Source organism: Rhodopirellula islandica, from assembly GCF_001027925.1.
Classification (GTDB): Bacteria; Planctomycetota; Planctomycetia; order Pirellulales; family Pirellulaceae; genus Rhodopirellula; species Rhodopirellula islandica.
This window is the reverse complement of the sequence record NZ_LECT01000017.1, coordinates 294,504-307,885: the sequence shown is the minus strand read 5'-3', so window position 1 is coordinate 307,885 and position 13,382 is coordinate 294,504. Positions and strand designations below refer to the sequence as shown.

The 13,382-nt window shown below is 56.8% G+C and carries 10 protein-coding genes; 7 read left to right on the top strand and 3 right to left on the bottom strand.

Annotated elements, in window-relative coordinates:
• Window positions 1–118 precede the first annotated feature (118 nt).
• Together RISK_RS09610 and RISK_RS28030 are read left to right on the top strand one after the other, a co-directional pair.
• Complete coding sequence (locus RISK_RS09610; RefSeq protein WP_047814027.1) at window positions 119–3,685, top strand: secretin N-terminal domain-containing protein; 3,567 nt, start codon at window positions 119–121, stop codon at window positions 3,683–3,685.
• Window positions 3,682–4,728 (top strand): hypothetical protein, encoded by a 1,047-nt coding sequence (locus RISK_RS28030; RefSeq protein ID WP_053061121.1) that lies wholly within the window; start codon window positions 3,682–3,684, stop codon window positions 4,726–4,728. The genes RISK_RS09610 and RISK_RS28030 overlap by 4 nt, the downstream gene beginning before the upstream one ends.
• A 660-nt stretch (window positions 4,729–5,388) precedes the next feature.
• On the opposite strand, the gene RISK_RS09595 is transcribed toward RISK_RS28030, so the two are convergent.
• The 3 genes from RISK_RS09595 to RISK_RS09585 form a co-directional block, all read right to left on the bottom strand.
• Window positions 5,389–6,720 (bottom strand): hypothetical protein, encoded by a 1,332-nt coding sequence (locus RISK_RS09595; RefSeq protein WP_047814025.1) that lies wholly within the window; start codon window positions 6,718–6,720, stop codon window positions 5,389–5,391.
• A 439-nt stretch (window positions 6,721–7,159) separates the two neighbouring features.
• On the bottom strand, window positions 7,160–8,053 hold the full coding sequence (locus tag RISK_RS09590; RefSeq protein ID WP_047814024.1) for a rhomboid family intramembrane serine protease: 894 nt from the start codon (window positions 8,051–8,053) through the stop codon (window positions 7,160–7,162).
• Between the two features lie 143 nt (window positions 8,054–8,196).
• Complete coding sequence (locus RISK_RS09585; protein WP_053061120.1) at window positions 8,197–9,624, bottom strand: neutral/alkaline non-lysosomal ceramidase N-terminal domain-containing protein; 1,428 nt, start codon at window positions 9,622–9,624, stop codon at window positions 8,197–8,199.
• 482 nt (window positions 9,625–10,106) lie between these two features.
• On the opposite strand from RISK_RS09585, the gene RISK_RS28025 reads away from it, so the two are divergent.
• The 5 genes from RISK_RS28025 (at window position 10,107) to RISK_RS32800 (ending at window position 13,239) form a co-directional block, all read left to right on the top strand.
• Window positions 10,107–10,463 carry a hypothetical protein gene (locus RISK_RS28025; RefSeq protein WP_053061119.1) on the top strand — a complete coding sequence of 119 codons (357 nt, stop codon included), beginning with the start codon at window positions 10,107–10,109 and terminating at the stop codon, window positions 10,461–10,463.
• Between the two features lie 204 nt (window positions 10,464–10,667).
• The gene (locus tag RISK_RS09575) at window positions 10,668–11,096 is read left to right on the top strand and encodes a type I restriction-modification system subunit M N-terminal domain-containing protein (RefSeq protein WP_047814023.1); all 429 of its coding nucleotides are present in this window, start codon (window positions 10,668–10,670) and stop codon (window positions 11,094–11,096) included.
• Window positions 11,097–11,098: 2 nt separating this feature from the next.
• Window positions 11,099–11,938, top strand: a complete 840-nt coding sequence (locus RISK_RS09570) for a DUF3800 domain-containing protein (protein ID WP_047814022.1) — start codon at window positions 11,099–11,101, stop codon at window positions 11,936–11,938.
• Window positions 11,939–12,191: 253 nt separating this feature from the next.
• The gene (locus RISK_RS09565) at window positions 12,192–13,097 is read left to right on the top strand and encodes an HsdR family type I site-specific deoxyribonuclease (protein ID WP_047814021.1); all 906 of its coding nucleotides are present in this window, start codon (window positions 12,192–12,194) and stop codon (window positions 13,095–13,097) included.
• On the top strand, window positions 13,051–13,239 hold the full coding sequence (locus tag RISK_RS32800) for a hypothetical protein (RefSeq protein ID WP_047814020.1): 189 nt from the start codon (window positions 13,051–13,053) through the stop codon (window positions 13,237–13,239). The genes RISK_RS09565 and RISK_RS32800 overlap by 47 nt, the downstream gene beginning before the upstream one ends.
• The last annotated feature ends 143 nt before the right edge of the window (window positions 13,240–13,382 follow it).

Sequence of the window (13,382 nt, the reverse complement as noted above, 5' to 3'; positions counted from 1 at the left end):
AAGCAATCACCGCAACTTGACTTGACAGGCGAGCAATCGATTGCCTAGTTCGAGACGCTGACGAATCTCGGCGACTGTGCGCGCCGATCTTTTTTTTCTACGAAAGCCGGAAGCTAGGATGCCTCACGATCGGCACCGAACCATTCACATTCTGTTGTTGCTGATCATCTCGCTCGGTGTGACCCCCAGCATTGCGCAAACCGTGGAACCGCCGGAAACAATATCGTACGCGATGCGGTTTCGAACGGCCGCGGAAATCGAGCGCGTCTTCACACCTTTGGTGGCCAGTTCGCCCGATGTGCGACTGCAAACCGACACGCAGCACGATCGAATTTCGGTCGCGGGTCCACCGTGGGTTCACGATCTGTTCAAACAAGTGCTTCAGCGCGTTGACATTCCAAGAGTGGAACCCGCGCAGGCTCCGCAGGAGACTCCCGCACGGTGGAACGCAGCATCCAATCCCGTTGGTTCACCCGACCGCTCTGCTCAATTGCTGCCGCCGACTCAGTCCGCCCCAGCCAACATCGAAACGACCAGGCGGTTGATGCCGCTGCCGACAGGCCAGTCCAAGCTCATCCGTGACGAATTGTTGCGATTGTTTGAACAGCGTCTGACAGCCACCGCTGAACCCGGTGGCCTCTCGTCGTCAGGTCAATGGTCACTCGCGACTCCCTCTGGAACGTTGCAAATCCGTTTTGATCTGGAGCGAGAAGATGTTCTCGTCGATGGTCCCGTTTCGGTGGTCAACCAATTTGGACGCTTGCTCTCGGCACTCGTGGACCGTTATCAGCGGCGACCATCGAGTCTGACGGGGCAACCTCAGCAACGTGTCTTGATGCTGCAGCAAGACGTGCAAGCGGACGTGCAACAGATGCTGCGATCGACGAACCCATCCGGCATCGTCCAACCGCACACCCACGGTGCGAGTGCCAACGATCCGCGGTCCCAGCTGCTGTATCGACTCACGGGACTTCGACAAGTCTCAACACAGGTGCCCGAAGAATTGCCTGCCCTGACGGGTGAGCCGGAAGAAACGAACGGCGCCCCCAATCGTGCCGCTCCGCCGAGAACCGCGAGCCCCTCACTGCCCCAGTTGGAAGGTGTTGAGGTGCAAACGTTGCCGGACTTGGACGCAATCATTTTGAGGGGCCGCGACCAAGACCTGGACCAACTGGCGGAAATCATTCGTGAATTGGAGCAACTCAGTCGCCAGACGCAACCAGCCATTGAGGTCCTCCATCTCGAACACACCGATTCGCAAAGCATCGCCGACCTGATCGAACAAACCCAAGAAAGTCTGCTCGGGACTCGCCAGGGTCGTGCCACCGTGACCCCTTTGGGCAAACCGAATGCAATCCTGCTGCTGGGGTGGGGCGATGCCGTTGCCGCACTCAAGGACCTGATCCGCAAACTGGATCAACCCGTTCCACCGGAAAGTCAATTCAATCTGTTTCGATTGAAATATGCATCCGCCGCATCCGTGCAAGAAACGGTCCGAACCTTCTTTGCCAATCGCCCAGGTGGTCTCGCAACGACGATCCAATCCACCATTGATTCACGCACGAATTCGCTGATCATTCACGCGGCCCCGCGAGACATGTTGGAGGTGGCTCGGTTGGTCGAGCGTCTCGATACGCTGGAGGGCGGGACGGTCCAGCGAACGCGGGTTTTTGAGATTCAAAACAGCTTGGCAGCCGATGTTGCGGAGACGCTCCGCGAAACCATCTCCACCGCCGGTTCCAGTGCTCGCCCCAGTGCAATGGAGCTGATGCTGGATGACAGGGGGCGTGGCGAGGCGATCATGTCAGGCCTCTTGGACAACGTCCAAATCACCGTGGATGCTCGCAAGAACAATCTGATCGTTTCGTCTCCGGCTGAAAACTTCGAAGTCATCGAAGCGTTGATCGAGAAACTTGATTCTCCTGGTATGGTCGCCAAAATCAAGATCTTCCCCATTCAAAATGGTGACGCCGCGAGCCTGATCCTCACGCTTCGCTCATTGTTGCCAAGTCAGGTGGGAGCCGACCCGGTCACGAGCGCCCAGTTGTCGAGCTCGCCAGGCGAATCCTCGCTCGCACCGCTGCGATTCACGGTCGACGTGCGGAGCAATAGCATCATCGCCACCGGTTCCGATGGTGACCTAAAAATTGTGGATGCACTGCTGCTGCGACTTGATGAAGCGGATGCGATGCAACGACAGAACATCGTTTACCAGTTGAAGAATTCGCCTGCCGTTGATGTTGCCTTGGCAATCAACGAGTTCCTCCGCAACACGCGGCAGGTTGAAAACGCATCGCCCGCCACCTTGAATCCGTTCGCGCAACTTGAAAAGGAAGTGGTGGTCGTGCCCGAGCCGGTGTCGAACAAGCTGATCGTGAGTGCGACGCCTCGCTACTTCACCGAAATCAGAACGATGATCGAGAAGCTTGACGAACAACCCCCGCAGGTGATGATCCAAGTTTTGATCGCGGAAGTCGCACTCAACAACACCGATGAGTTTGGTGTCGAGCTTGGGATCCAGGATTCGGTCCTGTTTGATCGCAGTCTCTTGGGCGATCTGTTGACGGTCACAAGCACCACGAACGTGACATCGCCAGGCGGAGCGGTGACATCCACGACACAAGACAGTGTGGTGTCCGCCACAAATGACCCAGGGTTCAACTTCAACAGTGTCGATCCACTGGGCAACAGCGGTTCCGCACAAGCGGTTTCCAGTGCTGCCAATGTGGCTGGCCAAGGTCTCTCGAACTTTTCACTCGGTCGATCCAATGCTGAGCTTGGCTTTGGTGGGTTGGTGTTGTCGGCGAGCAGTCAAAACGTCAGCGCCCTGTTGCGAGCACTGGAAGAATCTCGTCGTTTGGAAGTGCTCAGCCGACCACAGATTCTGACGCTCGACAATCAATCGGCGTTCATTCAAGTGGGTCAACGCGTCCCACGGATCACAGGTTCAACGATCACTCAAATTGGCCAACAAAACACCATCACGATGGAAAACGTTGGTTTGATTCTTGGCGTGACGCCCAGGATCAGCCCCGAAGGCAATGTGACCATGGAAATTGACGCCGAGAAATCCGAGGTCGGACCAGAATCGGAGGGCATTCCAGTTTCGGCCACCGCCGATGGCACGGTCGTGCGGAGCCCACGAGTCAACGTGGCGAGTGCTCAAGCAACGGTCAGTGCCGCCGACGGAGAGACGATTGTCCTGGGCGGATTGATTTCCACCAAGAAAAAGGAACATCATCGCAAGGTTCCTTACCTGGGTGACATCCCACTGGTGAAACACCTCTTCCGTTATGATTCCGTCACAAACACTCGGGCTGAACTGCTGATCATCCTGACCCCGCATATCGTGCGTTCAGAAGCCGACATGGAACGCTTGAAGCAAACTGAAATGGCTCGCATGAGCTGGTGTGCTTGTGACGTGTTCAATCTGCATGGTGAAATCATCGGCGAGCCGGTGATGGATTCCTTGTTCTCGAACTCTCACCAAGATGAGGGCATCGAGGTGATCTACCCGCATGAAGATCCTCGGGGACAACGTGTGCTGGAAGCACCGGTCCTCGAATCCGAGTTCCCTTCCGACCCTGAATTGCTGCCTGAGCCCGAATCATTGGGGACACCCGATGGTTTCTCGCCAGGTCTTCCGAGTGAGTCCACCGGCTCTGGTTTCAGGGGGAGTCTATGATGGTCAAGTTCACTGCCCCGTTTCAGACGATAGCCATCGCGGTCTTGTTGGTCGCATTGATTCCAGCTGCGGGCTGCCAGTTTGTGCCTGACCGGCCGTCCTGGACCAAGAAACTGTTTGAGAAGGAAGTCGAAGCAGTTGTCCCCACTCGCATGATGGTGATGTGGGCGGACACTGTTTTGCATCAACCACAAAAACCTGGCGTCCGAGGTTTCGGGGCCAGAATCTACTTTTACAACGAAGAAGATCCAGATCCTGTGAAGGTGGACGGAGGATTGGCCGTTTATGCATTTGACGCGGACGACCTGAACCCAAATTCGGCGAAACCCAAACGCAAGTTTGTGTTCACCGCCGACCAGTTCGCCGAACACATGAGCAACACGTCGATGGGGATCTCGTACAGCGTGTGGTGTCCCTGGGACGAAGTCGGAGGCTTCAACGAGCAACTCAGCCTGATCGTCCGATTCGAAGGACGGTCCGGTGGCGTCGTGATCTCAGACTCGACCGTCAAACTTTTGCCAGGACTGAATCGGCCCATTGCCAGTCCAAAGCTGGCCAGTGAACAGGCTGCCGGCGGAACACAGGCTGGAAGTTCAACAGATCTGAAATCGTTGACGCAACTGGCGACGTTCCGAAGGCAAGCGGCGGAAGCAGCGACGACGCAACCACCGCGTCGTCAGACGCAAACCATTGACTTGCCACCAAGCTTCTATCGCCACCTGACCGGCCCATCGGAGTCGGTTGATTCGATGGCGATCCCCGCCGAGCAGATCCCAGCCACTCCTGATTCACCATCGGCCGCCACGAACGAGTCGCAACTCGACGACACCACCTCAACTTCGACACGGAATTCGTACCCGTTTCGAACCCTTGGAGACGAGCAGTTGGACGCCGCCCCGCACGGCACACGCCAGCATTCCATCCCGGCGGGATGGATACCCTCTTTGCCGAAAACCCCTCGCTACGGGTATTCGCGAGCGGCACGTGAGTCAGCAAGCGAAAGCTTGACCCCCACCCGCCTGCCGGACGCCATGGAGAAGTGACACGCTCCCCCATGGGCTGACGCCCACTGGCTAAATCACGCCCCCACTCCGTGGCTGAACTCCCGGACCGAGTCCCGAAAGGGACGACAGGCTGTCGTCACGGGTGAAAACCCGTGGATGACATAGCAATCCAACCCACCAAGCCCTGAAGGGGCGACACAAGTCGGTTGCACCATCGTTCCTGACAGCCCTGCGGGGCTCATCGCACGGGGCCGCCTTGCTCTCCATCAGCTGACGCCCAATGGCTAGATCACACCCCCACTTCGTGGCCGAACTCCCGGCCCTAGTCCCGAAAGGGACGACAGGTTGTCGCCACGGGTGAAAACCCGTGGATGACATGGCAAACCAACCCACCAAGCCCTGAAGGAGACACAAGTCGGTTGCCTCATCGTTCCTGACAGCCCTGCGGGGCTCATCGCACGGGGCCGCCTTGCTCTCCATCAGCTGACGCTCAATGGCTAGATCACGCCGCCACTTCGTGGCCGAACTACCAGCCCGAGTCCCGAAAGGGACGACAGGTTGTCGCCACGGGTGAAAACCCGTGGATGACATGGCAAACCAACCCACCAAGCCCTGAAGGGGCGACACAAGTCGGTTGCACCATCGTTCCTGACAGCCCTAGCACGCCCTGCCTGGGTCGTGTTTTGAGTCCTGAGCGGCTCAATAGCCCGCCAGGGTTTCAATCAAAATCTCGTGCAACTGGGTGCGCATCGTTGCATCAAGATGCGAGTATTCGTCTGCCACGGTCTCACCAGTCAGGATGGTTCGCAGTTGAGTCAAAATCTCTGTTCGCAGCGTTGGTTGCAACGCATCAAAGGCTTCTGTGTAGACCAGAAAACTGCACGGGTACTTGAACAACCTGGTTTGCAGATCGAACTGCCGAAGCGACCGCCCCTTCGAATCAATCGGACCACGTGCCTCGAACTCACGCACAAAATCTCCCGCGCTCTCAATCGGTGATTCCAATGGCTCCTCGTCACTGAACAAGATCGCATTCAGCACTTCGGTTGCAGCCTGAGCGATGTGCAGAGCTTGCTCTGCCTCCTCCGATTCGCTGATACTCTGACCTTCCGCCTGACGCTGTGTGCGATCGTATTCCAACTGTCGGATGGTGAAATCCGCTTTCACGAAAACATTGTGCACACTGGCTTGATGTCCCAGCACCATCAACGCGGCGATGTCACTGGTCGGCAACAGGTACCCGGACGTGTCAAAGCGATCTCCTAAGTCGGTCACATTGCCGCTGCGACGCAGGTCCAACATCTCACCCCGCAAGAAGGCATTGCCCATGTGCTGGATGGAACCATGGCTGCCGGTCACGTACCAACCGCCCCAACGCTCGGCAAAGGGGCTGGAATCACTGGTCACGTGCGACGGGAATTGGGCGTTGATGCTTCCGTCATGAAAAGGCGAAACGCTGCGGAGCATGTGCCCCGGCAACCCACCCGTCATGGATGTCGCATGGCACCCCAAACAGTCATAATTCGCTCGCTCAATCTTTGCTCGCCAGGGTTTCATATCGACGGTGTAGAACGCCGCCCCCAACTTCGAATCCGCGGTTGAAATTTCAATCAACGAACTGCCACGTACCCAACCGACATAGGTGTCGTCGTTGAAATAGAGGGCTCTTGGATTGGAACGCGAAATGTGCTGCACTTGCATGCTGGTCTTAGAAAACACCAGCGTTTGCGAAGAAACGGGGATATCCAAGGCCCGCAGGATCGATTCCAGGTGCCCACGTGGCTTGCTGTAATCCAGACGCAATTCCTTGTCTTGGATCTTCGCAATCAATCGACTGACTCGATTGTCCTCGACCGTTTCGGAGTAAGAAAACGGCGGCTCCTCAATGTCCATCAGACCTTGCGCGGACACCGCAGAGAGGCCGGTAAAGGACAACAACCAGCCAGACGCCAGAGCCATTCTCAGAAGGCGTTTGATCGATGGAGGGTTCGTCATTTGCTCGCCAAAGTCACGTGTTCGAATTCGGGTCATGTCTCTTTCGAAACGCCAAGAATCTCCGCATGCATGGATTCGTGCGCACCCCGGTGCATCCTCTGTTCGCAAGGAACCATCGCAGGACAAGCGTTGTCTGGTCCGCTTCCACTTGATTCAAGGTGCGGGACGTCAGGCCACGCAAGCCATTGTGCGGAAACCAACTCTTGGCCAAACCTCTATGTGCATGTCATTGTATAGAATAGTTGCAAACACTTTAATTGGAACAGTGACCGTGCGGCAACCCCGTGGTGTTCCCGGGCCTAGAAAATGCGCTGAGGAGCCCATCTTGTTCCCTGGCTCTGCCTGGGAACACACTGCCTCGCAGGCTCCCGCCTGCACCCGATGTGAAAGAAAAGACAAAGCCTCCGAAGCTGTGTCTTGCGAAACAGGAAACTGGCAGCAAGTCCGCACCCGCAAACTTCTCCACGGAATGAGCTCACTGAGCCCCGTGCACCCATGACGCAATCACGATCGCCCCCGTGACCAACCCTGCGATCATTTGAAATGAACTGTTGGCGAGCCATGTTTCCGGCAATCGGCATCCAACCCAGCCGAACACCATCCCGGCAATGAAACCGGTGACGTGTGCCAGAACATCGGTTCGTTCGCCTTCCATCCCCATGAACGACAACAACAGGACGCCGCCGATCAAGGGACTCCAGCGAACCAATGCCTTCGCCGATGACTTGTACCGAGGATGCATTGCGTGTGCGACGAGAATCCCCAACGCAGCGAACACGGCGGTCGATGCGCCGATCGAAGTGTGCGCCCCGTCCCGAATCACGGCATTCATCAAGTTCCCCAGTGCACCGGCCAGGACGATTGCCAGCCAGGCCAATCCACCACCCAAAAGACGCCCCGCTAGCACGCCGAAGACACAGCCAAAAACCAAATTCGAAAGCAGGTGGCCGGCATCCGCATGCAAGGTCAGCGCCGTGATCGTTCGCCACCCCTCACCATTCATCACCTGGCCGGCGTTCATCTGGCCGACCGCTTTCCAGTCGATCCCATAGGCGGAGGTCTCTGCCAGAACCGCGACCGAAACGATGAAAACCGCATAGTAAATCACCCCCGCAATCGCGCCACCGAACACGAGTGACTTCTGTGGCAGCGACGGACTGGTTTCGGCAAGACGATCGTTGCGATACGACTGCAACTCTGCGAAGGCGGCGCCAACTTGATCATCGGGCACGACCAAGCACCAGTCCCCTGATCGCTGAAGCTTTTCGTTCGAGATCCCCACCGATTCCAGCACCAACCGAGCATCCATGCAATCGCGGTGGGAGGGCGAACGAAAGACGATTTCGGGTTCCGGGCGTCTTTCGTTCATGGCATGGCGGAAAAGGTTGCCAACCACCTCGTTTTTGCGGCACGTTGGCTTGGCGAAGGGAAATAGGACGGTGCCAAACTAGGCGACACTCCTAGCACAAGGCAAGCGGTTTGGACGAAGCGTCCACTCAAAGACGCGTTGCATCAACGGACTCGCTTCGGAACGGTTTCCTCGTGAGTCGACACGCTTTCGACCTGCCGATGAACTTCCTGAACGATGTCCTTCTCGATGCTCGGCCCCCACGAAGTCGGCAGCCCGTAGTAAACCATCGCCCCGCCGCCTTCATACCCACCTTCGCCAAGGACTCGACGGGAGGGAACGTACGCCATCACGTCGTTGGCGTAACCGGCCACCCATGTTTGCACCCCTGTCAATTCGCTCTTCAGCCGAAGCGCGTAGTCGACAACCACTTCCCCGCCAAGCGTTGTGAGCAGCGGACCATCGCCAATCGCCCAGGCGCTCACCGGATACGGGTAGGTCGGCAGCAGTGGAGCCCCGCCATCGATTTGCTCCAACAGCATTTTCGCCCTCGCCACCTCGTAGCGATTCTCGGACCTTGAATTCAATTCGATTTCCTCCCTCGTCGGCAGTTCATCAAACGGCAGATCAATCTCTGCATACGAGGTCCGCAACGAACCCTGGACCGGGTGCATTTGCGTCGTCAGCAAAACCGTGTCCACCGCATCGGCTAGACGCCGCCCATAGTGCTGCGCCAATTCCACCGTGCGTCGGGGCAACGGGTTCTGGTCGGCGCCGCAACCGGCAAAGAACAATGCCACGCAACCAGGATGCTGGTTTTCCAAATTCACTTGAGCGTACCCCGGATAGTCACCGGACCATTGATAGCCACTCAAGGTCGTCGCGTGGCAGGCATACCCGAAGAGGACAGCGGTCAAGCTGCCGTCCACGTCTCGAACGGCGAGCACCGGAACGTCATGGTCGCTGGGACCTTGCAGTTGGCCTTCGGATCGTCGCTGGGGCACCGCTGCCTCGGGGTTCTCACGACGATTGACGGCAAACGTTGCCGTGCCGCTACCCCACGTGACCTCGCTGGGGGCAAGCTTGCCAATCGCTTCTTCTACCAACGCAATCACCTGATCCTGGAAGGCATCGACCCAATCATCGATCGCTTTTCGCTGGGGATCGGTGAGCAACCCGTGATGAAGTGGCGCCAGATTGAGACCGACGACCGGTCCACTGTGAGTGTGCGACGTGCAGATCACAATCTGGTTGCGTTGCAGACCGCACAGCTCTTTCAATCTGTCACAGATGGATTGCGAAAGTGCACGATCAATGCCAACAAGATCCAGAGTCAGGATCACGCCGCGATTTCCCTGTGGGTCCTCCAGCACCAGCGCTTTCGCCCACAACTCGGTCAACTTTCCATCCGCCGGACGAGTTCGCGAGGCATAGCCAGCCATCCAGACCGGTTCGCTAGGCGTGATCGCGACTTTCGCGGCTCCCGCCTGCCAAGTGGATTCGGGAACCAAATCGTCATCCGATTCAGCTCCCCATCCAGCGCCCGAGAAGAGCAGAAGCGTAGCGACGGCAAAAAACGATTGAGCTTTCATTCCACCATTCCCAATGGTTGCGCGGATCTCCACAACGGATACACCTCGCGAGCATTGTAGAGCAACTGCCCATGCCTTGGCTGGCGGAACGAGTGACAAGGCAATGCCGAACAGCCAAGCGATGGCTCAGCAACATTTCCACCGCAGCCCATTCGCCCCCCAGCAGCCTTGCGGCAACCACGTCCGCGGGCCTCCCTTGGCTGAGTAACCGTCAAAACCGTCAGACTCCCCCGCGTTCACGAATCCGCAATGCACGGTTCGCTGAAAGCACGCTCGTCCTCAGCCTCCGGACGCTACGTTTTCAATGCGCACGCGATCGCGGTCCCTTAGCGGAACACGCCCCTTCACGGAACATAAGCGGTCGTGCGACGCCGCCACGAGACAGGCAACATTGACTCGACTCAGAATCCCATCCTTGCTGTATTGAGGAAGTCGCCATTGCCTGTCGATCCATTGAACTCGACCAACCAGCAAAGCAGGCCATGAACAAAGTAGGAACCACATCGACTGGCAGCGTCATGGTCGAGATGACCGCCCAACAATACGAAGCCCTCCGCCAGCTCACCAAACCGAGCCCGTCTCCGGCTCCTGCCGTCACGCCATCCGCGAAAGTCACGGATGCCAAACCGATTTCGCGTGCAGAAAAAATTGAGCACGTCAAACAACACCTGAAAAAGCTCTCGCCGAAGAAACGCGAGTCGGTCGTGAATTCCATCAGGGCAATGTTTCAGAATTCAGGTGGAATCTCCCAGTCGGAAGTGGACGCAATGATCAAGGCATTGCAAAAGAGCGGCTACTTCACGATCGCAACCAGCGGCAAGGTTGCCTACCGCGTCTAACGCCCCCGAAACTCAAGCACCATCCTGGCCAACAAGACCTTCATCCGGTTGTTGAGGTGTGCTGCGGCAGACTTGTCCAGTGTGGGTGACAACGCCCCCGCTGAAGGCCACAATCTGCTTGTGATCTTTGAACATGCATGGGTCGCATACAGATCGCAGGACATGCGATGCCCATGCTTGGCCCCCTTTGGAACACGATGTTTCATGACCACGAACTTCTCACAAACCGCAGCTTACATCTGGTCCCTGGCAGATCTGCTCAGAGGTGATTTCAAGCAATCCCAGTACGGACGCATCATCCTCCCGTTCACCATCCTACGCCGCTTGGAATGTGTGCTGGAGGCGAACAAACCGAAGGTGCTCGCCCAGGTCGAAAAACTGAAGGCGATGACGGCGTTCGAAGAGGAAGCCCGTGAAAAATTCCTACTCAAGGCCGCCAAGCAGTCTTTCTACAACACGTCCCCGATGGATCTGTCCAAGCTCGGTAGTGCGGACATCAAAACGAACCTGCTGACCTACATCGAATGCTTCTCCAAAGACGCCCGCGAGATCTTCGAGCACTTCAAATTCGCTGAATTCATCGCCCAGCTTCAGGATGCCACACTTCGTACGGGAACGGATGGTGGCTGCTGACGATGGCGACCGAGTTTGTGATCTTTACCGATGAGTCCGTCAAAGACGGGGCCTACTTCTCGAATTTCTACGGGGGCGTGTTGGTCCGGTCTCGGGATCTGTTGCGTGTGACCGCCCAGCTTTCAGAATGCAAGGCGGAACAGAACCTGCACGGTGAATTGAAGTGGACGAAGGTGACCGAGAACTACCTGGACAAGTACAAGACAGTGATGGACGCTTTCTTCGATCTGGTGGCCGCTGACTTGGCCAAGGTCAGAATCATGTTCACCAATAACACCTACGTTCCACAGGGCCTGACATCGGAACAGCGGCAGTCGGAATATCACCGACTGTACTACCAATTCATCAAGCACGGGTTTGGGCTCGTGTTCTCAAATGAGGAGCACGATGAGCCGAAGCGTGTGCGGTTGAATATGGATCAAATGCCCACCAGTCGGGAAGAAACCGCGAAGTTCAAATCCTTCATCGAGGCGCTTTCACGTAATCCTGAGATGCGCCGTGCGAATGTCGATTTTGATAAGCGACAGATCGCGGAGGTCGATTCCAAGGACCACGATCTGTTGCAATGCCTGGACGTTGTGCTGGGGGCAATGACGTTCCGTCTGAATAATCAGCACCAGGTAAAGCCCGCAGGGCAAAGCAGGCGAGGCAAACGCACGGTCGCCAAAGAGAAGCTTTACAAGCATATCTCTGCGCGGGTACGGGTGATCTACCCGCACTTCAACATCGGTGAGTCGACCGGAACCCAGGGGGATCTGGTGAACCGCTGGCGACACCCCTATCGACACTGGAAGCTGGTGCCGCGAAACCACGACCGTGACATGACACGCACCAAGCCATGAGCCGCGTCGGTACACGAAAAAACCCCGTGCTCACTATGTCTTGCGACGTGCCCCAAGTGGAACTTGAGCCTTCGAGAGCGACAGGGTCTTTACAAATGATCGGTTAGAACCAACGGAAAGTCAAGCGAGACCTGAGATTAAGGCTCCAAGAAGCCCGCCGCCGGAAGGGAATGGCAACAAATTACGCGAGAAACCAACATGAACTCTGACTCCAAGGAAGCCGCCTTCCAGCAAGACATTATCGACCAAATGGTTGCTGGCGGTTGGAAGCTCGGCGATCCGTCGAAGTACGACCGCAACCTACCCAGGAAAGAAAGAGACCTACGTCCTGGATTTCTTCAACGAACCTGAGGACGTACTGGCGGCGTTTCAGGAGTATTACGAAGCGGCCACGCTGCTCGATGTCTCCGACCCCAACAAAATCTGGGAACTGTTCGACAAGCTGCGTTCAGCCAGCATCTTCCTGTGGACGGAGGTGAACCAGTTCAGCGAGGTCTTCTACACGAAGAGCAAAAGCAACGCCGCACTCAGCAACGTTTGTCGACCGGCACGTGATCGCTGGCAAACAAGGTACAAGGAAGCCAGAGAGAAATTCGAGAGCAACCGAAAGCTGTATCAGCACGCCAAAAAGCTGGGCGACGCGACGTTCATCGCCAACTCGGAAGGCGATATGAATGAGGCCAAGAAGGAGATGGACGCACTCGGCGTTTTTAAATCCGACTTGATCTCGTTCAGCCGATACTACGAGTTCATGTCGCAGATCGTCGACTACGACAGCACGGACCTGGAGAAGCTGAACCTAAATGCCCTTCATCTTGCGCCGTTGCTTCGCGAGGAAGCTCCCAAGGAGGATCCGATTGACCTGTCATCCATTGATCTGACGCACTACCGCCTTTCGAAGATCAAACAGCAGGACCTGCTACTCGTCAAAGAAGGGGCCGAGGGCCTGAGCGTCGGCGCGGATATCGGGACCGGCAAACCCAAATCAAAGCAGGAGATATTCCTGTCCCAGTTGATCGCACGCTTGAACGAGCTGTTCATCACTGACGGACCAGGACCTGATCAACTACGCGTACACCATCCGCGACTAGGTCCGAGAGAACGAGCGGGTGATGAATCAGATCGAGAACAACTCGCCCGAACAAGCTCTGCTGGGTGACTTCGCCGAAGCCCTCGACGACGCCGTGATGAACAGCGGCGAGGTGCACCAAAACCAAATGACTCAGTACCTCAACAACCCCGAACTCGCCGCCAAGTTCCAGCGAGTGATTTTTGACTTGCTGCTGGCGAAGGGTGCTTGAGCAAGGTTTCGCCCATCCACGAGACCGGTGCAAAAGCGGTCGCCGAAACGGTACCTTGAAAACACCACAAAACTCATTTCCGACGGTGCGGGGCAGGGCGGCTAACTCGGGACACGAAAAAAGCCGACTGAAGAGAAACCCGT